This is a genomic window from Nocardia aurea (genome assembly GCF_003123685.1).
Classification (GTDB): Bacteria; Actinomycetota; Actinomycetes; order Mycobacteriales; family Mycobacteriaceae; genus Nocardia; species Nocardia aurea.
In genome coordinates this window covers 299,201-319,545 of record NZ_QCYJ01000170.1, presented here as the reverse complement: position 1 = coordinate 319,545, position 20,345 = coordinate 299,201, and the positions used below count along the sequence as shown (strand labels likewise).

The window sequence follows — 20,345 nt, the reverse complement described above, 5'->3', positions numbered from 1 at the left end:
CGTGTCCGAATTCGAGTCGGTCGACTACTTCACCGACCAGAGCCTGATCCCCGATCCCTATCCCTACTTCGACTATCTGCGAGATCGGTGTCCGGTACTTCCCGACGGCCCGGCGGGCGTCGTCGCGATCACCGGGCACCAGGAAGCGCTCGCGGTATACCGCGACCCGGCCATGTCCTCGGCCAACGCCGTCGTCGGCCCGTTCGCGCCGCTGCCTTTCACCCCCGAGGGCGACGACATCAGCGATCTGCTCGAGGAGCACCGAGGTTCCATCCCGATGGCAGAGCACGTGGTCACGATGGACGCCGACCAGCATTGGCGAACACGTGCGCTGCTGAGCAGCCTGCTGACGCCGAAACGGTTGCGGGAGAACGAGGATTTCATGCTCGAACTCGCCGACCGACAACTCGACTCGTTCCTCGCGGCGGGCCGTGTCGAGTTCATGTCCGGTTACGCGAAACCGTTCTCGACGCTCGTCATCGCGGACCTGCTCGGCGTGCCGACCGAGGATCACGAGGAATTCCGCCGCGCGCTGTCGGATCAGATCGCCGGTCGGCTGGACGGGGAACTGGCATTCAACCCGTTGGAATGGCTCGAGCAGAAATTCACCGACTACATCACGACTCGACGCGAGACACCCCGCTCGGATGTGCTCACCCAACTGGCGCTGGCGCAGTACCCCGACGGGTCGACGCCGGAGGTCGACGAAGTCGTGAAACTCGCGACATTCCTTTTCGCCGCGGGACAGGAGACCACGACAAAGCTTCTGAGTGCGGGGATTCGTAATCTCGCCGAACAATCGGACCTCCAGACGCGAATACGGGGCGACCGGACACTGATTCCCTCGTTCCTCGAGGAAACGCTGCGGTTGGAGAGTCCGGTCAAGAGCCACTTCCGGCTGGCCCGGACGACGACATCGGTCGGTGACTGTCCGATCTCCGCGGGTGCGACGGTCATGTTGCTGCCGGGTGCGAGCAACCGCGATCCGCGGAAATTCCCGAATCCGAACGACTTCCAGGTCGATCGGCGCAACGTCCGCGAACATGTGGCGTTCGGACGAGGCGCGCACACCTGCCCCGGTGCCCCGCTGGCGCGGACCGAGGGACGGATTTCGATGAATCGCATTCTCGACCGGATGGCGAACATCCGAATCGACGAGACCCGGCACGGCATAGCGGAGAATCGCACCTACCAGTACGAACCCACCTTCGTGATGCGCGGATTGTCCGAACTGCATATCGAATTCGATTCCGCGTCCTAGTCGCCGACACCATGGACAACGACGTCGCCACGAACGACGACCCGAGCCGCCTCGCGATGCTCGCCTCCGCGATCGCGGGCCGCACGCTGCGGGTGGCACGGTCGGCGCCGGGGGAACCCGCCTGGACCGATGGCGTCACGCTGTTTCTCGACGGGGCCGCGGACCCACGTCGCGACCTCGAAGCACTGTCGGTTCAGGCGTCGTTGCTCGCCTGCGGCAGCCTGGACCCCGCCATCGTGCGCAAACTCGGCCGGCGCCCGAAATCGGCGGCCCGGTATCTCGCCGTCGAAGCGCATCGCGCTCTGCTGGCCAACGAGGTGCTCTTGCCGCCCTCGGTCCTCGACATCGTGGATCGTGAGTTGGCGCGGTCGGTCGATTCACCGGAGGCGTCGCTGTCGGCCGCCGCCGGTGAGTCGCCGCGCGATCCACCGCGGTGTTTCGGGGTGATCCGGCCACGCCGGGTGGTCGTCGCCGTCGAGAGCGAACAGCGTTCCGGGTCCGCGGCCGCGCACGCCCCGCGTCGAGCGTCATCACAGGAATTGGTGGATATCCCCGATGAATCCTCCGACGGCGACGAGACGGACGGATTCACGAGCCCGATCGGCGGTGGCGGTGCGCTGGGACGACTGTTCCAACGGATGCTCGGGGTCGCCCGTCGCACGGGCGGCAACGGACAACCCGGAGCTGATTCGGCCACCCACCGCATGCGCGGCGGCATCACGGGCGGCGGCACCGTCGTGTCGACCGCGACCGCCGACAGTTCGGATCCGGGTCACGACGACGTGGCCGCGGGAGTCAGCTATCCGGAATGGGATGTGCATCGGGGCCGCTATCGTCCGGCGTGGTGCACCGTGCACGAGGTCGCGGCGACAACCGAATCGGCGGAGTCGGCGTTCCGATCGAACGGCGGGCAGCTCCGACGCCCGCTGTCGCGGCTCGGACTCGGGCTCGGCCGGTACCACCGACAGCCGCAGGGTGACGACCTGGACCTGGACGCGGTCGTCGAGGCCCGCGTCGAGGCGATCGTCGGCGCGACACCCGACGAATCGGTCTATCTCGACAGTCTGCGGCGCCGTCGTGACCTCGCGGTGTTGGTGTTGCTCGACATCTCCGGTTCGGTCGCGGAAGCGGGATCGACCGGACAGACGATTCACGAGCAGCAACGCGCCGTGGCCGGGGCGCTGGCTGTCGCGCTGTCCGAACTCGGTGATCGGGTGGCGCTGTATGCCTTTCGGTCGCAGGGGCGCGCGGCGGTGCAGCTACTGCCCGTCAAGAAATTCGACGAGCGGCTCGACACCACGACGATGCGGCGACTGAGCGGATTGACTCCCGGTTCCTACTCGAGGCTGGGCGCGGCGATTCGGCACGGCACGTCGATCCTGCGCACCGGGGGCGGAACGCCTCGTCGGCTGCTGGTCGTCCTGTCCGACGGCTTGGCCTACGACCACGGGTACGAACGCGCCTACGGCACAGCCGATTCGAGGCGCGCGCTCGCCGAAGCGCGACGGGAGGGGATAGGTGCTGTATGCCTGACGGTCGGCGCCCGGACGGCCGACGACGAGCTCCGTCGCGTGTTCGGCAGTGCAGCGCACGCGCGTATCGAGAATCCCGACCGCGCGAGCGGGGTCATCGGACCCCTGTTCCGTTCGGCCCTTCGGTACACGAACGCACGTCGCAGGGTTGCCCGCAGACCCGCGAGCACGCGCGCCGGAGCCGCCGCGACCGCTCGAATTGCTTATCCGGCTGGCCGGATGACGTGAAGATTCAGTCACGAAGCGACGAGGAGCACAGTGTGATCGACTTCGATGGACAGGTCGCCGTGGTGACCGGAGCGGGGCGGGGCCTCGGGCGGCTGTACGCGATCGAGATGGCCCGCCGAGGGGCGGCCGTCGTGGTCAACGACCTCGGCGGCAGCATGCGCGGTGCGGGCACCGACGACACGGTGGCAGATCAGGTGGTCGAGGAGATCGTAGGAGCCGGTGGCCGCGCTGTCGCCTCGTACGACTCCGTCGATACCCCGGAAGGTGGTCGGGCGATTGTGGATATCGCCGTCGAGACCTTCGGCCGGCTCGACGCGGTGGTCAGCAACGCGGGTATCTTCAGCAGCGTCGCGTTCGACGAGTTGTCCGTCGATGACTGGAATCGGATGCTCGCCGTCCACCTGAGCGGTGGCTTCCACCTGAGTCAACCCGCCTTCGCGGCGATGAAAGCGCAGCGCGACGGTGGTCGTTTCGTCTTCATCTCGTCCTCGGCGGGTCTGTTCGGCCAGCCACTGGAGGCCCATTACGCCGCGGCGAAGGCCGGGCTGCTCGGGCTGAGCAACGTCATCGCCGTCGAGGGTCAGGAGCACGGAATTCTCGCCAATACCGTGCTGCCGACCGGATTTTCGCGAATGGTGACCGAGACGGTCGGCGACGAGAAATTCCTCGCCGAGTCCGGATTCCTCCGAGCCATCCGCCCGGAACTGGTGGTGCCGCTCGTCGTATTCCTGGCGAGCAGGCGATGCGATTTCACCCACCGGAACTATTCGGCGTCCGCGGGGAGGTTCGCCCGTGTGTTCGTCGGTCTCGGCCACGGCTGGCTCGCCGCAGCGGACAGCAGCCCCACCTGCGACGATATCGCGGAACACCTCGACGAGATCTCCGAAACGCAGCCGTTCATCGTTCCCACTTCGATTTTCGACGAGGTAGTGGACGTCTGCGATCGCCTCGGCATCTCCGCGATGCCGGACAATGCCGAGATCGCGATTCCCGAATCGGCGAGATCACGGAGTGCGACGTGAACGCGCACGGCAGGGGAGTCGAGTCATCGACGTCTATCGCGTCGGGCTGTCGGAGAACCTCGGTCGACCCATGAGCGCGGATGGATGTCGATGACTCGGTCGGACCGGGATCTCGTGATCTCCGGGAACCCCGCCTCGGTCCTGCTGCGCGATTCCCCCGCCATCTCTCGGCAGATAGCCCAGCACCTCGTCCGGCATGTCGCCCCCTGCCGTGCCCTGGCCGGTGACCTGATCGATGCGGAGATCGTCGCGGTGACCGGAATCTGCTTGGACATCGCCGTCGCCATGCTCGACGGCGCGGATCGCCCCCCGAGTTCCGGGCGGCTCGAGCTGGCGGCGGCGATGTGGGCACGCGAGGGGGTGCCGATCGAGGCCGTCCACCGTGCCGTCAATGTCGGGCTCGGGATCGCTTTCGACCTGATCGCGGTGCGCGCCACCGTCGATGACTACTCGGCTCTGCTCGAGGTGGCCCGCCGGTTCGTCGACATCAGTGACCACCTCACCGCTGCTGTCGGGGTGGCCTTCATGCGGGAACTTCGGACAGTGGTCGATCGGCGCCACGCTGCCAGACGCACGCTCGCTTCCGCGTTGTTGTCCGGTCACCGCGCCTCGCCCGTCGCCCGTGAATGCGGGGTCACCATCGCGGCCGCCTACTACGTGATGGCGCTCGCGATCTCCCCGCGAGGCGGTAGGGACAAGAACGACGTCGCAGACCCGCCTCCCGCCGCCCGCCGCGCACTGGAGCGGATCGGGACCGAACTCGACGGGCACCGTGACGATCAGGTGCTGGCACTGCTCGGTATCCACGGTGGTGCGGTCTTGATCCCGGTGGGACATCCGGCCGGCGGGGACCTGAACGCGTTCATCTCCCGACTGTCGCGCGCCGGCCGAGTGTCCATCCGTGCCGCGGTCGTCGAGTCGCCGGCCGCCGACATCCCCGAGGCGACCCGGCGAGCACACGACCTGCTGGATATCGTCGACCGCCTGGAACTGATCGATGGGATCTACCACTTCGGAGATCTCGCCGTCGAGTACCAGTTGACCCGCCCCGGGCCGGCACTCGAGCGTCTCGGGGCGATACTGGATCCTCTCGACGAGTACCCGGAACTGATGGAGACGCTTCGAGTGCACATCAGCAACAACCTGATCCGTCAACGCACCGCGCGCAAACTACAGGTGCACGTCAACACCGTCGACTATCGGTGCCGACGCATCGGCCGGATCACCGGCTTCGATCCGAGCGAAGCGAATGGGCAGTGGTACCTGCGGTCCGCGTTGATCGCGCGCACCTATCGGAAATCCGTCATCGACTTTCCGACATCGGCCAGTGTCAGGGGCGCGCCGTAGTCCTTGGTGAATCGGTAGCGTTCGACGTTGCACCGGTAGAGCCCGTTGTCCGGGCCGAAGTCGGCGGGAACCCATCCGTCGGGAGTCGCGCGTTCGATATTGAAACAGGAGATGGGGACCTCGCGGTTGCTCAGATCCACCGGTGCGTGCAGTCCGCCCGCCGTCCAGGATGTCTGCGTCCGGGCGGCTTCGTAGACGCAGCGCCGGGTCAATTCGTCGCCGCAACGAGTGGCGGATTCCGCGAACAGCAGCCAGGACGATATCGCCCGCAATTGCGGGAATGTCATCTCCGAGCCCGGCGCGTACTCGGCGAACATCGCCTCGATCTGACGCAGCGCCGGGACCGTGCTCGATTTCTCGAAGGGCGCGACGCCACCCAGATCCACCACATTGTTCTGGAATTCGAGAGAACGGCCCAGATTCTTCAGGAAGGATTGCGTGTAATTGTTGTTGGTGGCGTCGATCCAATCCGGGCGGTACCCGATCGCGGTCAACGCCTCTTCGAGTTTCGGCAGCTGCGCGGGCTCACCGTTGAAGACCAGGCCGCGAACCTGCTTCTCCTTGATGGTCTGGGCGTAGGGCGTCCAGTTCGAGACACCCGTGATCGGATAGAGATCGTGGTAGATGACCGTCGCGCCCTGGGCCCGGAGACTTTCCTCGGTCTTCTCCCCGAGTGTCTTGGTGATCGGCGAATCGGCGTCGATGATCCCCACCTTGTCGATCGAGGTCGGATAGCCTTCGCGGACGAGCCACCGGCGGAATCCGGTGTAGACATCGTGGCGCGCCAGCACCGAAGGCGATCCGCTGATCTCGAGATCCGCCGCGACACTGCCGGGTTGGGATATCTGCGCGGGGAAGCTCGGCAGCAGACAGCTGAGCCGATCCTTGACGCCGAGGCCGTCGAATCCGGTGCCGCCACCGACCAGGGCGAAGTCGTCCCGGCACGCCTCACGCATCCGCGCGCGGACCTCGGTGAGATTCGTGTCGTGGACATTCACCTGTATCCGGCGGCCGGCGATTCCACCGTGGTCGTTGCACCACGACGCGAATACTTTCGCCGCGTCGACGAATTCGGGATTCTTGTTGAATCCGAAGTCGGTGAAGACACCGACGACGATCGCGTCGGCTGTCACGCCCTGGGCCGAGGCCTTCGTCGGTGCGCCCTTCCCGCATACGGTGCCCAGGTCACCGAATTCGCTGGGAACCGACGTGCCGGAGGATTTACCCGCCGGGGGGTCTTCGGTGCCCGCTACGTCGCGACCGCAGCCGACGAAAAGCATCAGCGAGGCCGCCAGCACGGTGACCGGAATTCGAATGGATCTCATGGTTGTCTCACTTCCTCGTGGACGGTCAGCGGCCCTGCCACACCGGCTTGCGCTTCTCGATGAATGCCAGCGCGCCCTCGCGCGCGTCTTCGCTGTCGAATACGGTTTTCCGCCAATCGCCGAGGCGTTCGGTGGCCTCGGCGGCATCGGTCACCGCGAGCCGGACCAACTCCTTGCACGCCGTCAATGCCAGCGGGGCGTTGTCGGCGATCTGTCGTGCCAGCGACAGCGCCGTGGCGAGCACGTCCTGCGGTGGTACGACGGAATTGATCAGGCCCACCTCGTACCCGCGTTGCGCGGTGATCGGATTGCCGGTCAGGTTCATCTCCAACGCGATGCCGAGTGGCAATCGAGTACCGATGAACGTTCCGCCGGAGGCGGGAAACAGTCCGCGTTTGGCCTCGGGAAAACCGAATTTCGCCGTGGCGGAGGCGACGATGATATCGGCGCCGAGCAACAGTTCCAGGCCACCACCGACCGCGGTGCCGTTGGCCGCGGCGATCACCGGCACGGAGAGCTCGCCGCGGACCAGGCGTTGGTAGGCGGCGCCTTCCTCGCTCGCGGTGTCGAATCGCGCACCGTCGGTGAACGATCGCAGATCCATGCCCGAGCAGAAGGCCCGATCCCCGGCCCCGGTGAGCACCAATACCTGGATCTCGGGGTCGGTCTCGGCCGCCGCGGCCGCCGCGCCGATGCCGCGCAGCATGGAAGTCGTCAACGCGTTTCTGGCGTCGGGCCGAGCGAGTTCGATGACCGAGACCGGGCCGTGCCGGTGTATCGCGAGTTCCTCGGCGATGCTCATCGATTGCTCATCGGACGGGGCGGGATCGGGTGGGTTCGCGGAATTTCGCGTCATGTCGGCTCCTTCGCGTTTCTGTCTCGGTTGTCTCGGTGTCGCCGGTCGAATCGGCCGGCACGTGCGCTCGGCGTGCAGACCCGGGGGCCTCGCGGGTGCTCGTGTATTCGCCGGAATGCACGCGGCAGCGACTCGGTGGTGGTCGCGCCGCGTCGACGAGTGAAATAAACAGTGCGGCAACGTATCCGGAGTTTCGATCGGGACGGACGTCCGCTCGGTGACGAGCTGGAATCGAACCGGATTCGGTCGACCGGTCGGTGTTCGCGGCCGGCGGGGTGATGAAGCGGATGGTTGGTGACAACGGCTTGACGCCGCTGTAGCCGATCGCTACCGTTCACGGAACGAATATTAGGTCATGATCGAGGAGGTTACACGTCGAACGTGGGTGTGGGAATAGGGTCGGCCGCCCACATCTCCGCTCCGACGGGGCGTTTCCGCATGACTTCGGGCGTACTTCTGCGTGAGCGCGAAAGGCCGAGCCGATCGATGAGAAATGTATCGGCGGGCCGATCCGCCGACCGGGAAGGCCTCTGTGTCCGACACGACCCGACGTCCGCTTCCATTGCTCACCCTCGACAACGAGTTCTTCTGGACCTCCGGTGCCGACGGCACGCTCCGATTCCAGCGATGCGACAGTTGCGATGCCTTCGCTCACCCGCCCGCGCCGGTATGCCGGTACTGCCACGGCGACAGGCTCACCGTGGTTCCGGTGTCCGGGAAGGCGACCCTTGTCGGGTTCACGGTCAGCTACGGTTTCCACTGCCCGGGCCTGTCGTCCCCGTATGTGGTCGCGCAGGTGGCGATCGCCGAAGATCCCCGGGTGCGCCTGACAACCAACGCCGTGGAATGCGATCCCGACGAGCTGTGGCTCGGCCGTGGCATGGAAGTCGTCTTCGCTGGGATCGAGGACGTATGGCTGCCGCTGTTCCGTCCCGCCGTCGACAGCATCGAGTATCCGGCACCGTTACCGGAGGACGACGCGGCGGTCGCGATCACCCCGCATGTCCGAGTCCCGTTCCGCGAGGACAAGTTCGAGGACAGGGTCGTGATCAGCGGCATCGGAATGTCGCCGATCGGACGTCGGCTCATGGTCTCGCCCCTGTCGCTGACGATCCAGGCGAGCCACGCCGCGATAGCCGATGCGGGACTCGACTTGGCCGATATCGACGGGGTGGCTTCCTATCCGGGTTTCGGCGATGTCGGGGGCTACGGGGAAGGTATCGATCGCCTGGACTGGGATCAGGGCACGATGACCCACGTGCCACAGGTGCTGGGGCAAGCGGCGCACATGTGGAGCAGAACGTCGTTGCGTCCCGACGATGTGGACGTCGCCGAACTCTATGACGGCTTCACGTTCAATTGCCTGTCCTGGATGGAGGCCCTGGGTTTCTGCGGAATCGGTGAAGCCGCGGAATTCCTCGACGGCGGGCGCGCGATCGCCAGGGACGGCGTGCTCCCGGTGAACACGCACGGCGGTCAACTGTCCCATGGTCGAACGCACGGGATGGGTCTCGTCCACGAGGCCGTCAGCCAGCTTCGCGGCCAGGCGGGTGCCCGTCAGATCGCTGGAGCACGTGTCGGGGTCGTGAGCAGTGGTGGCCTCACACCCAGCGGCGTCCTGCTGCTGCGCGGCGACGGATAGTGACGGGCGAGGCAGGCGTCCTCAGGTCACCAGTTCCATGAGTCCGCGGGCGTCCCACGGCATCGGACCGGTCGGGAATTCGAATCGCACCATCCGATGCGGTGGGGCCGCCTCGATGTGCACGACGGCCGGGGGAAGGAACCCGCTGAGCATCTTCTCGAGGAGGGAGTTCAGACCCGCCAGGCGGGGGCGCAGCCGGAGTTGCCAGCTGTCGAAGGTGCCCGCCGGTACGTCCACCACGGTGCGGTGTTCGACCCGTGCGCTCAGCGGGATGTGTATCGAGAAGGCGAGCCACAGGGGGATATCCGCTTCGGCGTCCTCGGTGAACTCCAGTCCACGTAGCAGGGTAAGGCCGCCCGCGAGCGGCATGAGATCGGTGGGGAAGGGTGCGACCCCGTCGCCGATCTGTAGATGACTGGTGCCGCGGAACTGCGCTTCCTCGCGGCTGACTATCGCGGTGCCGGAACGGGTTTCGGCGCGATAGTCGGCCGCGAGGAGACGGTCGCCCGCCCGCTGGAATCGCTGCTCCACCGTGATCGTGAAGTCACCGTCGCCCGAACCGGCCCGGATGATCGAACGGTAGCCGTCGCTGTCACGGCCGGTCACGCTGACCAGATCGATCGTCGGCGACCGGTCCGCGACGCCGACGGTGTAGACGCATTTCTCTCCGTCGGGAATCCCGGGGTCACGAAAGATGCTGTCGATCATCGCTGTTGCCTGCCCGGTCGGGGATCTTCGTGTGGTCCTCCGCGAGGAATTCTCATCGGTCCTGCTCCCGTGCCGCCGCGTGGAACACCCGGCGTAGGAGCTCGACGTACCGTTCGACGGATCGGTGCGCCACCGGGGTGTCCGGGTAGATGACGCTCAGCGTGGTCTCGGTCGACAATCGGTTGATCCAGATCAGAACCTGTTCCGACGCCGCGCGATTGGCGTAGAGCCCGCATGAGGCCAGGTCGAAGAACTCGTTGCCGAGCAGTTCGCGCGCGTCCACGTAGGAGATCATCGGGCAGGACCACCCGGGTCGCAGGTCCAGATCGGAATCGGCGGGCAGCAATTCGACGACCCGCTGGAACGAGGTGGGCGCGAGTCGCAGGCCGTTCTCGTAGGAGTGCTGCGCGAGGGTGACGACCCGATCGAAGGAGGTGGTGGACCCGAGCGGGAACGCCACCGGCAGCAGCGTCACGTACCAGCCGACCGAGGCGCGCTCGGCGGCGGTGGCCCGGGTACTGACCGGCGTCATGCCGAAGTAGTAGTCGCTGTCGAGGAGTTCCTGTTCGGTCAGGGCCGCCGCCGCGAAGATGCCGCCGACGAACTCCGCGCCGTTCGCACGGCAGCGCCGTTCGAAATCCGATGCGGTGTGCTCGTCGAACAACGTCACCGTGCGGTGCGCGCTGCGGTTGTAGACATCGGTGCGCCTGCCCAGATCCAGGGGGAACGACGGGAGTCGGCCCTCGTTGCCTCGGAGCAGTTCCAGCCACTTGCCTACACCGGGCGAGGTGAGCGACATCTGCCCGGTGTAGGTCCGCTCGACGGTGCAGTAGTCGAGATAGCCGGCCGCGGGGGACAGCATGTCGGGTGCGTCCGGCCAGATCTCGCGGGTGTAGAGCATCGCGAGATCGAAACCGGACAGGTACTGTCCGAAGCCGTCGGTGTGCAGGTGATCGACCGCGAGGTAGACCGTGGTCGAATCCCCGCGCTCGATTGTCCCGAAGGTGAAACAGTCCCAGTCGAACGGACCGGGCGTCGTCTTCTGCACGTGATCGCGGACGGTGCGCGGATCATCGACCCGCCCGCAGTCGACCGGCACGAATTCCACGTCGGCCTCCGGCACCAGGTGCCGTTCGATGGTTCCGTCCGCTCCGGTGCGGAACCAGGTGCGAAAGGTGTCGTGCCGCAACAGGAACGCGTTGACCGCGCGGGTCATCGCGTCCCGGTTCAGGTCACCGGTCGGGATCTCGGCGGTGACCAGGCACAGGCCCGAGTATCGGAATTCCGCCGCCGCGTGGCGGCTCGCCAGACGCAGGTACTGTTCTTGCTGATGCGAAGGCGGGGCCGGGTGGACCGGCGCCAGCCGGGCGCGCGCCACCGATTCCGGTGACGCCACCCAACTGGTCAACCGGCCGGGGGCCGGTTCCCATTCATCGATCAGGCCGAAATCGACCATGGTGCACCCTCGTTTCGATGACGGCCGGTCACGATGTCGCTCCCACCGGAACCGGTTCGGGCGCGCCGTCGCGCGCGTCGTCCACGACCGGGGCGGCCGGGTCCGGCAGCGACCGCCCGTTCGCGGATTCCGCCGCGAGGATCAGCTCCGCCACCTTCGGGCCCGCCTGTTCCAGGCTGAACGACCGGCCCATCTGCAACGACATCAGGTCGATGCCCAGGGTTTTGGTGACCCGGGCGCCGAGTTCCACCGCCATCAACGAGTCCAGGCCCAATTCGGGGACGGGGACCGTCATATCGATGGATTCGACCGGAACCCCCATGACCACGGCGAGTTCCTCGGCCATCTTGCGGGCCACGAAGGCCCCCCGTTTGCCCTCCTCGATCGCGGCCACCTCGGCGCGCAATCCGGCCAGTTCCGAGGTGTCCTTCGCCGAGACCCGCGCGAGCGCGATCGTGCGGCCGGTGCGGGTGAGCTGCGGAAAGGTGCCGGTCAGTTTGGCCCAGTCGGTCGGGATGACGCCCGCGCGCGAAATACCCAGCCGCAGTGTCTGTTCCAGGTAGGCGGTGGCGTCGGCCATGTCGATCGGGTCGAAGCCGACCAGATCGAGGTATTTGACCGCCGTCCGGTCGGCGGCCATACCGCCGGTGGCGCCGGACAGGTGCCCCCAGCCCACGCACAGTGCCCGCTCGCCCGCCGCGGCCCATTGCTGGGCCATGGTCTCCACCGCGACATTGGCCGCGCAGTAGTTGTACTGGCCGTAGATGCCGTACATGGAACCGCCGGAGGAGCAGAGCACGAACATGTCCAGCGAGATCCCGGCATCGGCGACCGCCCGGTGCAGGACCCTTGCCCCGTGCACCTTGGGCCGGTACACGACGTCGAGTTCCTCGAAGGTCATCGCGGACAGGCGATTGTCGGCGACCGAACCGGCCGCGTGGAACACCCCGCGCAAGGGATGTTCGGCGGTATGCGCGCGTCCGACGATCGCGGCGATCGCCGCCGGATCGGTGACGTCGGCCCGTTCCACGATCACCTCGATATCGGCGGCGCGCCACACCTCCAGTTGCCGCCGCGCCTCCTCGGTATTCGCGCCACCCCGGCCGATCAGCACCAGCCGCCGCGCTCCGCGCAGCGCCAGCCACCGACCGATCGCCATACCGAAACCGCCGAATCCGCCGGTGACCAGATACGTTCCGGCCGAATCGATCTCGACCTCGGCCAAGTAGGGACGCACAGACGGCAGCGGTGAGTCCATCCGCAAGGCGATCCGGCTCAGGCCGGTCGAGCGAATGGTCTCCTCGAACGCGCTCGCGACGTCGTCGGTGTCGAACAGTCGATAGGGAAGTGGCTGGTAGGTGCCCGCGAGCACCTTCTCGTAGACCCGTCGCAAGAGCGTGATCAGCCGTTGGGCGTCCACCGCGACCAGGCGATCGAGATCCATCGAGAAGTACGCGACGTTCTTGTCGAAATTGGCCAGCTCCAGCAGACCGCCGGTGTAGATGTCGGCCTTGCCCACTTCGACGATGCGCCCGAATTCGGCGACGGCGTTGAAGTTCTGGCGCAGGATCTCACCCGGCGCGCTGCTCAGCACCACCTCGATGCCTTTGCCGCCGGTCAGTGCCAGTACATCGTCGACGAAGTTCAGCGAGCGCGAGTCGATCGCGTGGTCGGCGCCCAGGTCGAGCACGTGCGCGCGACGTTCGTCGGTACTCGCGGTGCCGATGATGCGCGCCCCGCGATCCTTCGCGACCTGGATCGCGGCCGTGCCCACGCCGCCCGCGGCCCCGTGGATCAGCACCGTCTCACCCGGTTGCAGCCGGGCCAGATCATGCAGCGCGTATTCGGCGGTGCCGAAAGCGATGGTGCTGGTGCAGTATCCGGGATCGGCGTCGGGCGGCAGCGGGATGGCGCGCGCCCGGTCGACGATCACGTAGCGCTGCATCATGCCCTTGGCGGCGATGGCGACCTGATCGCCGACCGCGAGATCGGTGACTTCCGCGCCGACCCGCACCACTTCGCCGACGCCCTCCATGCCGGGCACGGTGCCGAAATAGGTCGGGGCCAGTTCGCGTTCGCCGAGCAGACCGATGACCTTGAGCGGGTCCTTGTAGTTCAGCCCGACGACCTTCATCCTGACCTCGATCTGCCCCGAGCCGGGATCGGGGCGCGGGCACTGCCGCCACGCGAGCGCGGACAGCACCCGGCTGCGCGGCATCTCCAGCCCGAAATTCGCCTCCGCGTCGGCCAGCGGCTCGGCGGTGTCGAGAGCCTCGAGTCGATCCGGCAGCGGCTTGGTCAGCAGCGGGGTCCAGCGGGTGCCCGAACGCAACGCGACCTCGTCGGAATTGTCGGTCCAGAACGCGCCGGGCACCGCGAGCTCGGTGATGAGATCGGTTGTCTCGGTGCCGGATTCGACGTCGATCAGCCGCCACCGCAGCGCGGTCTGCTCGTTGAGCAGCACGCGGTGCGCACCCGCGAGCGCGGCATGTCCGGAATTCGTCGGCGCCGGATGCTCCGGCACCGCGAACGCGTGCTCGGTCACCAGGGTGACGTGGCATTCGCCGTCACCGAATACGCTCTCGGCCCCCTGATCGCCGCTCTCCGGATGTGCGAAGGCGTCGACGGCGACCGCGACCTGCTCCAAGGTCCACAGGGCGGCGATATCGTCCTCGACGCGACCCGCGACCACGACCACGTGCAACCGGTCCGCACCGTCGGCCTTCGCGGCCTCCAGTGTCGCGGTCAGACCGGCGGCGGGCTCCTCCCCGGGCAATCCGACCAGGTGCAGCCTGGCACCGGGGATCGCCTCCGCCAACGCTTCCGCGCGGCTGTCGGCGCCACCGAGCGCGAGGACGACCGTACTCACCGAATCCCGTGGCAGTGCCGTGGGATCGAGCGGGTCACGCCGTTCCATGGTCTCGGTGTAGAAGAAGTCGGCCATCCGGCGCAGCGGGTCCTGCCCCGGTGTGAGCGCGCCGATCTGTAGACCGCTCAGCCGCATGACGAGATTGTGATCATCGTCGAGCAGATCCACGTCGGCCCGCAGCCGGGCACCCCGCGCGCGACGGGCGACGACGGTGATCCGCTCGGGCAGCGGGGCGACCAGCCGCACGGCGGCCACCCCGACCGGTACCAGAGTGCCTTCGTCGACCCGTGATTCGGCGAACAGCAGCGCCGCGGTCTGCATCGCAGCGTCGACCACGGCGGGATGGGCGAGATGGCCCGAGTCCACGGCGATGCTGCCGTCCACGGTGGCGACCACGGTGTCCTGGCCGACCCGCGCGCTGCGCACCCGCTGGAAGGACGGGCCGTACCGCAGACCCGCCGCGGCGAGGCCGGTGTAGAACATCGTCGGGTCGATATCGACGCCGACCTCGATCTCGGGCACATCGACCCGCGTCTGTTTGTGACTGCCGGTCAGCGTGCGGCCCGAGGCGTGCAACGTCCACGCGGTGCCGGTGGCCGAGCGGGACCGGATCGAGAAGCGGCCACTTGCCTCCTCCACGGTCAGCGCGACCAGCGGGACATCCGGTGCACCCATGATCAACGGCGCGACGAAGCGGACCTGTTCCAGCGCGACGCGTTCCACGCCGAGTCGTTTCGCGGTGGCGCTGAGTGCCGCGTCCAGATACGCCGCGCCGGGCATGATCTTGATCCCGTTGACGACGTGGTCGGCCAGCCACGGCAGCAGCTGGGTGCCCACCTGGAGCAGCCAGTCCGGCCTACCCTCGACGTCGGGGTCACCGAGCATGGCGTAGCCGCCCGGACTGCCGAGTCTGGCCTGTTCGAACAGCGGCAGCGCGGAGTGCAGCCGGGTCCGCTGCCACGGGTAGCGCGGCAGCGGCACGTGCGGAGCAGCAGGTCGATCGTCCGGGAACAGCGTGTCGAGATCGAGCACCCCCGCGCCGTACAGGCCGATGACGGTGCGCCTGATGCTCTCCGAGTCGGGCTGTTTGCGATCCAGGGTCGGCACCGTGGTGCCGTTCACGTCGGCGCCGAGCATGGTCTCGCGGATATTGCCCGACAGCACCGGGTGCGGCCCGACCTCCAGGAACACCCGGCGTTCGGCGACGAGTGTCGATATCGCATCGGCGAAGCGCACCGGCTCACGGACGTTGGCGCACCAGTATTCGGCGTCCCAGTCCGGTCCGAACACCTGCTCGCCGGTGACCGAGGAGAACAGCGGGACGGTCGGCGGCTGGGGTTCCAACCTCGCCAGCACCGCGCGCAACTCGTCCAGTATCGGATCCATCAGCCTGCTGTGATAGGGCACTTCGACCCGCAGTCTGCGCGCGAAAACACCGTCCTCGGTGAGCTTCTCGGCGATCTCGTCGAGCCGGTCGACATCGCCGGACAGGGTCAGCGAACTCGCGCTGTTGATCGCGGCGATATCCACCCGGGGATCGTCGGCGACGAGTTCGCGGGCCTGCTCGGGCGACATGCCGACGGCGAGCATGCCACCGGAACCGGCGGTGCTCGCCTGCAACCTGGCCCGGTGATACGCGACGAGCACCGCGTCGCGCAGCGACAGCATGCCGCTGACATAGGCCGCCGACACCTCACCGACGCTGTGCCCGACGATGGCCGCGGGCTCGACGCCGTATCGCGCGAGTTCGCGCACCAGCGCCACCTGCACCAGGAAATTGGCCGGTTGCGCGACTTCGGTACTGGTGACCCGCGATCGCTCCTCGGGTTTGCGCAACTCCTCGATGATCGACCAGCCCGCGATCGCGCGGAACTCGGTGTCGATCAGATTCGCGGTGTCGGCGAAAACGCCTTCGGTGGTGAGGAGTTCGCGCGCCATACCCCACCACTGCGGTCCCATCCCCGAGAAGACGAAGACCGGCTCGGTGGTGCGTGCCACGATGGTGCGCACCGCCTCGCGGCCCTCACCCCCGGCGAAGGCGCGCAGTTCGTGGACCAGATCGTGGGTGTCGCCGAGCAGCATGCCGGTGCGGTACTGGTGATGCGCCATCCGGGTCCACGCCGCTTCGGCGAGCCGCTCCGGGTCCGCGCCCGCGCTGATCAGATCGGCGAATCGGCCCGCCAGCGCGCGGGCCGCGCCGGTGCCGCGCGCCGAGATCGGCAACACACCCAGGTGTTTCGGGGCCGACGCCGGTTCGACGACCGTGGTGGGCCGGTACTCCCGCAGGATGGCGTGCGCGTTGGTGCCGCCGTAGCCGAAACCGTTCACCGCGATGGTCATCGGCTCGGCGTCGGCGGGCAACGGCTCGGCGTCGGACTGGACGTGCAGGCCGAGTTCGTCGAACGGGATATCCGGGTTGGGCTTGTCGATCCAGCCCTGCGGCGGGATGGTGCGGTGCCGGATGGCCAGTGCCGCCTTGATCACGCTGGCGATACCCGCGGCAGCCTCGGTGTGTCCGAGTGTCGATTTCACCGAACCGACACCCAGCGACCCCGACCGCCCGGTCGAAGCACCGAAAACCTTTCCGAGCGCACGTAATTCGACCGGGTCGCCGACCAGGGTTCCGGTGCCGTGCGCCTCGACGTAGGTGATCGACTCCGGTGGCAGCCCCGCGCGGGCGCACACCGAACGCGCCAGCGATTCCTGCGAATCGGCGTTGGGCACGGTGATCGCGGTGGTGCGGCCGTCCTGGTTGGCGCCGGTCGCCTTGACCACGGCGTAGATCCGGTCGCCGTCGCGCACCGCGTCGTCGAGTTTCTTCAGCGCCACCATGCCCGCGCCCTCACCGCGGCCGTAACCGTCGGCGGCGGCATCGAAGGATTTGCAGCGCCCGTCGGCGGCCAGGAAGCCGCCCTTGCACATCAACACGAAGGTTTCCGGCTGGAGCATCACATTGACGCCACCCGCCATCGCCACCTCGCAGTCGCCGTTCTCCAGCGCCTGACAGGCGAGGTGGAACGCGACCAGCGATGACGAGCACGCGGTGTCGACCGTGAGCGCGGGGCCGACCAGGTTGAGCGCGTAGGCGATCCGGTTGGACAGCATCGTGTACGACGCGCTCGCCGGGGTGTGCATATCGGTGTGGAACAGCGCCGGGCCGACCACGCCGATCACCGACTGGTCGACCACGAAACCGCCCACGTACACCCCGACCGGCCCGCCCGCCGCGTGGCGCGCGATCCCCGCGTCGTCGAGCGCCTCCCAGGTGACCTCGAGCATCAAGCGCTGCTGCGGGTCGAGCACGGTGGCCTCACGCGGCGAGATGCCGAAGAAGTCCGGGTCGAATGCCCACGGATCGGTGGTCATGAACGCGCCGCGTTTGGTGTAACTGCGGCCCGGTGTGCGGGGTTCCGGGTCGTAATAGCGGCGGAAGTCCCAACGATCGGCCGGCATGTCGACCACGCCGTCACGTTTGTCCAGGACGAATTCCCAAAAGGTGTCGGGAGATTCGATTCCGCCTGCGAATCGGCACCCTATGCCGACAATAGCGATATCCGACATGCACATCCTCCAGAGCCGGATCGGGTTGAGCGCCATCGATTTCCGGCGACTCGTGATTTGGCCTGCGCAGCTGGCGACGGCCACAGCGTAACGGCCGTCACACGGGGTGATACATGCTTCAGGGACACTTCACAATTCGCGAACGACTCGATTGTGGAATCTCGAACCTGTCCGATCAGGTGGTGTGTAACCAATTGCGGTTGCCTATGTTTCAAGTGTCCGGCGACCTGGGCCAGATCAGGATTTCTCGGTTGGGAGGCGGCATTGTTCGGGGAGTTCACCGGCTGGATCGATCTGATCGTCCGGCGGCGATTCACCGTCGTCGCGGCCGTGGTCGGCGGCCTGATGGCACTGGGCGTCTACGGCCTCGGACTACACGAGCACCTGAGTGTCAGCGGGTGGGACGACCCGGGGTCGGAATCGGCGCGGGCGGCGAAGATACGTGACGAGGCGTTCGGCCACGACCACATCGCCGACGTGATCCTGCTGTTCCACGCGCCGACCGGCAAGACCATCGACGACCCGGAATTCGCCGCCACCGTCGTCGACCACCTGAACGCGCTGCCGCAACGTTTTCCGGACCGGATCGAGAAGGTGAACGGCACCTACTGGACCACCGAGACAGGGCTGGCCGTTCCCGATATCTTCGGCACCGAGCGGGGCGATCACGCCTTCGCCTCGGTCGCCATCCGCGGTGACGACGACACCACGGTGCTGAACAACTACCGCGCCGTCGCCGACGAGTTCCCGATACCCGGCATCGATATGGAGGTCGCGGGCGGCCAGCCCGTCGCGCTCGCGCTCAACGACACCATGGCCCACGATCAGCGACGGATGGAGTTGATCGCGATCCCCGCGGTGGCGGTGCTGCTGTTCTTCCTGTTCGGCGGTGCGGTCGCCGCGTCGCTGCCCCTGATCGTCGGCGGGCTGACCGTGCTCGGCGCCTGGGGGATCGTCCGGCTGCTGACCTCGTTCATGGAAGTGAATTCCTTCGTCTCCCCGGTGGTTTCGATGATCGGACTCGGTCTGGCCATCGACTACGGACTGTTCATCGTGAGCAGATTCAGGGAGGAACTGGCCGCGGGCCGCGACGTGCCCGACGCGGTGCGGCGTTCGGTGGCGACCGCGGGCCGCACCGTCATGTTCTCCGCGACGATCGTGGTGATCGCCTCGGGCGCGATCCTGCTGTTCCCGCAGGGATTCCTGCGCTCGTTCGCGCTGGGCGCGATGGTGACGGTGGCGCTGGCCGCGGCGGTCTCGGTCACCGTGCTGCCCGCGGTGCTGGCGATACTCGGCCCACGAGTGGACCGGCTGGGGTTCAACCGGTTCCACGCGCGCCGGGCCGACACCGATCAGCGCAACAATCCGTGGGGCCGCGTCGCCGGGTGGGTCATGCGCCGACCGATCCTGGTCGCGGTACCGGTGGTCGCGTTGCTGGTCGTGCTCATCGCCCCGGTACGCGACGTCGCCTTCGGCGGTATCTCCGAACGTTTCCTGCCGCCCGAGCATCCGACGCGCACCGCGCAACAGCATTTCGACGAGATCTTCCCGTTGCGCCGGATCAATCCGATCGACCTGGTTGTGATCACCCGCGACACCGCCGATATCGACGCGGTGGTGACCACGGCGAACGGCGCTCCCGCGCTGGAAGCGCCGTTCCCCGACGCCGTGCAGGCGCAATCGGAGCTGGGCGTGTTCACCACCTCGACCGTCGTGCGGGACGCGCACGACGCCGGGCCGACCATCGACTACCTGCGCGCCATGCCGCTGCCGAAAGGGACGATCCTGCTGGTCGGCGGTCAACCCGCGGTGGAGCGCGACAGCGTCGACGCGCTGCTGGACCGGATGCCGTGGATGATCGCGCTGGTCTTCCTGATCACCACGGTGCTCATGGCGCTGGCCTTCGGGTCCCTGATACTGCCGTTGCAGGCCGGATTGCTGAACCTGCTCGGGCTCGGCTCCACCCTGGGCATCCTGACCTGGATCTTCGTCGAGGGGCACGGCGCCGGACTGCTGAATTTCACACCGCAGCCGATCATGGCCCTGGTTCTGGTGCTGATCATCTCGGTGATCTATGGGCTGTCCACCGACTACCAGGTATTCCTGCTGGCCCGCATCGTCGAGGCGAGGGCCGAAGGCGCGACGACCACCGAGGCGGTGCGCACCGGCATCGCGCGCACGGGGTGGATCATCACCGCCGCCGCCCTGGTCCTGCTGGTGGTGTGCGGCGCTTTCGCACTGTCGGAACTGGTCATGATGCAGTACATCGCGATCGGCATGGTGGCGGCGTTGTTCATCGACGCCACCATCCTGCGCGTGGTGCTGGTGCCCGCGACCATGACACTGTTCGGCGAGGCCACCTGGTGGGCACCTGGGTCGGCGCGCCGCGCGGGTCGGGGCGACAAGCCGAAACGGGGAAGCGGCGAATCCGATGATCGAGCGGAATCGGAGGCGCGCCGGGACGAACCCGAACAGTCGGCGATCGAATCCGAGGCGCGACTCGTCGGAGAATTCCGGTAGCGCCCGACACGACAGTCG

11 protein-coding genes are annotated in these 20,345 nt (G+C 67.3%); 6 read left to right on the top strand and 5 right to left on the bottom strand.

What is annotated here, in order from left to right:
• Window position 1: 1 nt before the first annotated feature.
• The 4 genes from DAT37_RS40965 (at window position 2) to DAT37_RS40950 (ending at window position 5,390) form a co-directional block, all read left to right on the top strand.
• Complete coding sequence (locus DAT37_RS40965) at window positions 2-1,261, top strand: cytochrome P450 (protein ID WP_109530317.1); 1,260 nt, start codon at window positions 2-4, stop codon at window positions 1,259-1,261.
• A gap of 11 nt (window positions 1,262-1,272) precedes the next feature.
• On the top strand, window positions 1,273-3,021 hold the full coding sequence (locus tag DAT37_RS40960) for a nitric oxide reductase activation protein NorD (protein ID WP_109530316.1): 1,749 nt from the start codon (window positions 1,273-1,275) through the stop codon (window positions 3,019-3,021).
• A 32-nt stretch (window positions 3,022-3,053) separates the two neighbouring features.
• Entirely contained in the window at window positions 3,054-4,043 is a 990-nt protein-coding gene (locus DAT37_RS40955) for an SDR family NAD(P)-dependent oxidoreductase (protein WP_109530390.1), read from the top strand.
• 90 nt (window positions 4,044-4,133) lie between these two features.
• Complete coding sequence (locus DAT37_RS40950; RefSeq protein ID WP_109530389.1) at window positions 4,134-5,390, top strand: PucR family transcriptional regulator; 1,257 nt, start codon at window positions 4,134-4,136, stop codon at window positions 5,388-5,390.
• Here the strand turns inward: DAT37_RS40950 and DAT37_RS40945 are convergent.
• Window positions 5,333-6,715 (bottom strand): ABC transporter substrate-binding protein, encoded by a 1,383-nt coding sequence (locus tag DAT37_RS40945; protein ID WP_109530315.1) that lies wholly within the window; start codon window positions 6,713-6,715, stop codon window positions 5,333-5,335. The two genes, DAT37_RS40950 and DAT37_RS40945, sit on opposite strands and share 58 nt — an antisense overlap.
• Before the next feature lie 25 nt (window positions 6,716-6,740).
• The gene (locus tag DAT37_RS40940; RefSeq protein WP_232840302.1) at window positions 6,741-7,571 is read right to left on the bottom strand and encodes an enoyl-CoA hydratase-related protein; all 831 of its coding nucleotides are present in this window, start codon (window positions 7,569-7,571) and stop codon (window positions 6,741-6,743) included.
• 532 nt (window positions 7,572-8,103) lie between these two features.
• Between DAT37_RS40940 and DAT37_RS40935 the strand changes: the two genes are divergently transcribed.
• Complete coding sequence (locus DAT37_RS40935) at window positions 8,104-9,213, top strand: thiolase C-terminal domain-containing protein (RefSeq protein ID WP_232840301.1); 1,110 nt, start codon at window positions 8,104-8,106, stop codon at window positions 9,211-9,213.
• A 21-nt stretch (window positions 9,214-9,234) separates the two neighbouring features.
• Here the strand turns inward: DAT37_RS40935 and DAT37_RS40930 are convergent, their stop codons facing one another.
• Genes DAT37_RS40930 through DAT37_RS40920 form a run of 3 tightly spaced genes read right to left on the bottom strand, consistent with a single transcriptional unit; the run spans window position 9,235 to window position 17,807 of the window.
• Window positions 9,235-9,921 carry a hypothetical protein gene (locus DAT37_RS40930; RefSeq protein ID WP_109530313.1) on the bottom strand — a complete coding sequence of 229 codons (687 nt, stop codon included), beginning with the start codon at window positions 9,919-9,921 and terminating at the stop codon, window positions 9,235-9,237.
• A 52-nt stretch (window positions 9,922-9,973) separates the two neighbouring features.
• Window positions 9,974-11,377, bottom strand: coding sequence for a condensation domain-containing protein (locus DAT37_RS40925; protein WP_109530312.1), 1,404 nt, complete (start codon window positions 11,375-11,377; stop codon window positions 9,974-9,976).
• 28 nt (window positions 11,378-11,405) lie between these two features.
• Window positions 11,406-17,807 carry a type I polyketide synthase gene (locus tag DAT37_RS40920; protein WP_109530311.1) on the bottom strand — a complete coding sequence of 2,134 codons (6,402 nt, stop codon included), beginning with the start codon at window positions 17,805-17,807 and terminating at the stop codon, window positions 11,406-11,408.
• A 264-nt stretch (window positions 17,808-18,071) separates the two neighbouring features.
• Here DAT37_RS40920 and DAT37_RS40915 point away from each other — a divergent pair, with 264 nt between their 5' ends.
• The gene (locus DAT37_RS40915; protein WP_109530310.1) at window positions 18,072-20,327 is read left to right on the top strand and encodes an MMPL family transporter; all 2,256 of its coding nucleotides are present in this window, start codon (window positions 18,072-18,074) and stop codon (window positions 20,325-20,327) included.
• The last annotated feature ends 18 nt before the right edge of the window (window positions 20,328-20,345 follow it).

Bases quoted from the DNA above. Each gene is read 5' to 3' on its own strand.
- DAT37_RS40920 (WP_109530311.1), bottom strand. From the start codon at position 17,807: ATGTCGGATATCGCTATTGTCGGCATAGGGTGCCGATTCGCAGGCGGA.
- DAT37_RS40950 (WP_109530389.1), top strand. From the start codon at position 4,134: ATGACTCGGTCGGACCGGGATCTCGTGATCTCCGGGAACCCCGCCTCG.
- DAT37_RS40960 (WP_109530316.1), top strand. From the start codon at position 1,273: ATGGACAACGACGTCGCCACGAACGACGACCCGAGCCGCCTCGCGATG.
- DAT37_RS40940 (WP_232840302.1), bottom strand. From the start codon at position 7,571: ATGACGCGAAATTCCGCGAACCCACCCGATCCCGCCCCGTCCGATGAG.
- DAT37_RS40930 (WP_109530313.1), bottom strand. From the start codon at position 9,921: ATGATCGACAGCATCTTTCGTGACCCCGGGATTCCCGACGGAGAGAAA.
- DAT37_RS40945 (WP_109530315.1), bottom strand. From the start codon at position 6,715: ATGAGATCCATTCGAATTCCGGTCACCGTGCTGGCGGCCTCGCTGATG.
- DAT37_RS40925 (WP_109530312.1), bottom strand. From the start codon at position 11,377: ATGGTCGATTTCGGCCTGATCGATGAATGGGAACCGGCCCCCGGCCGG.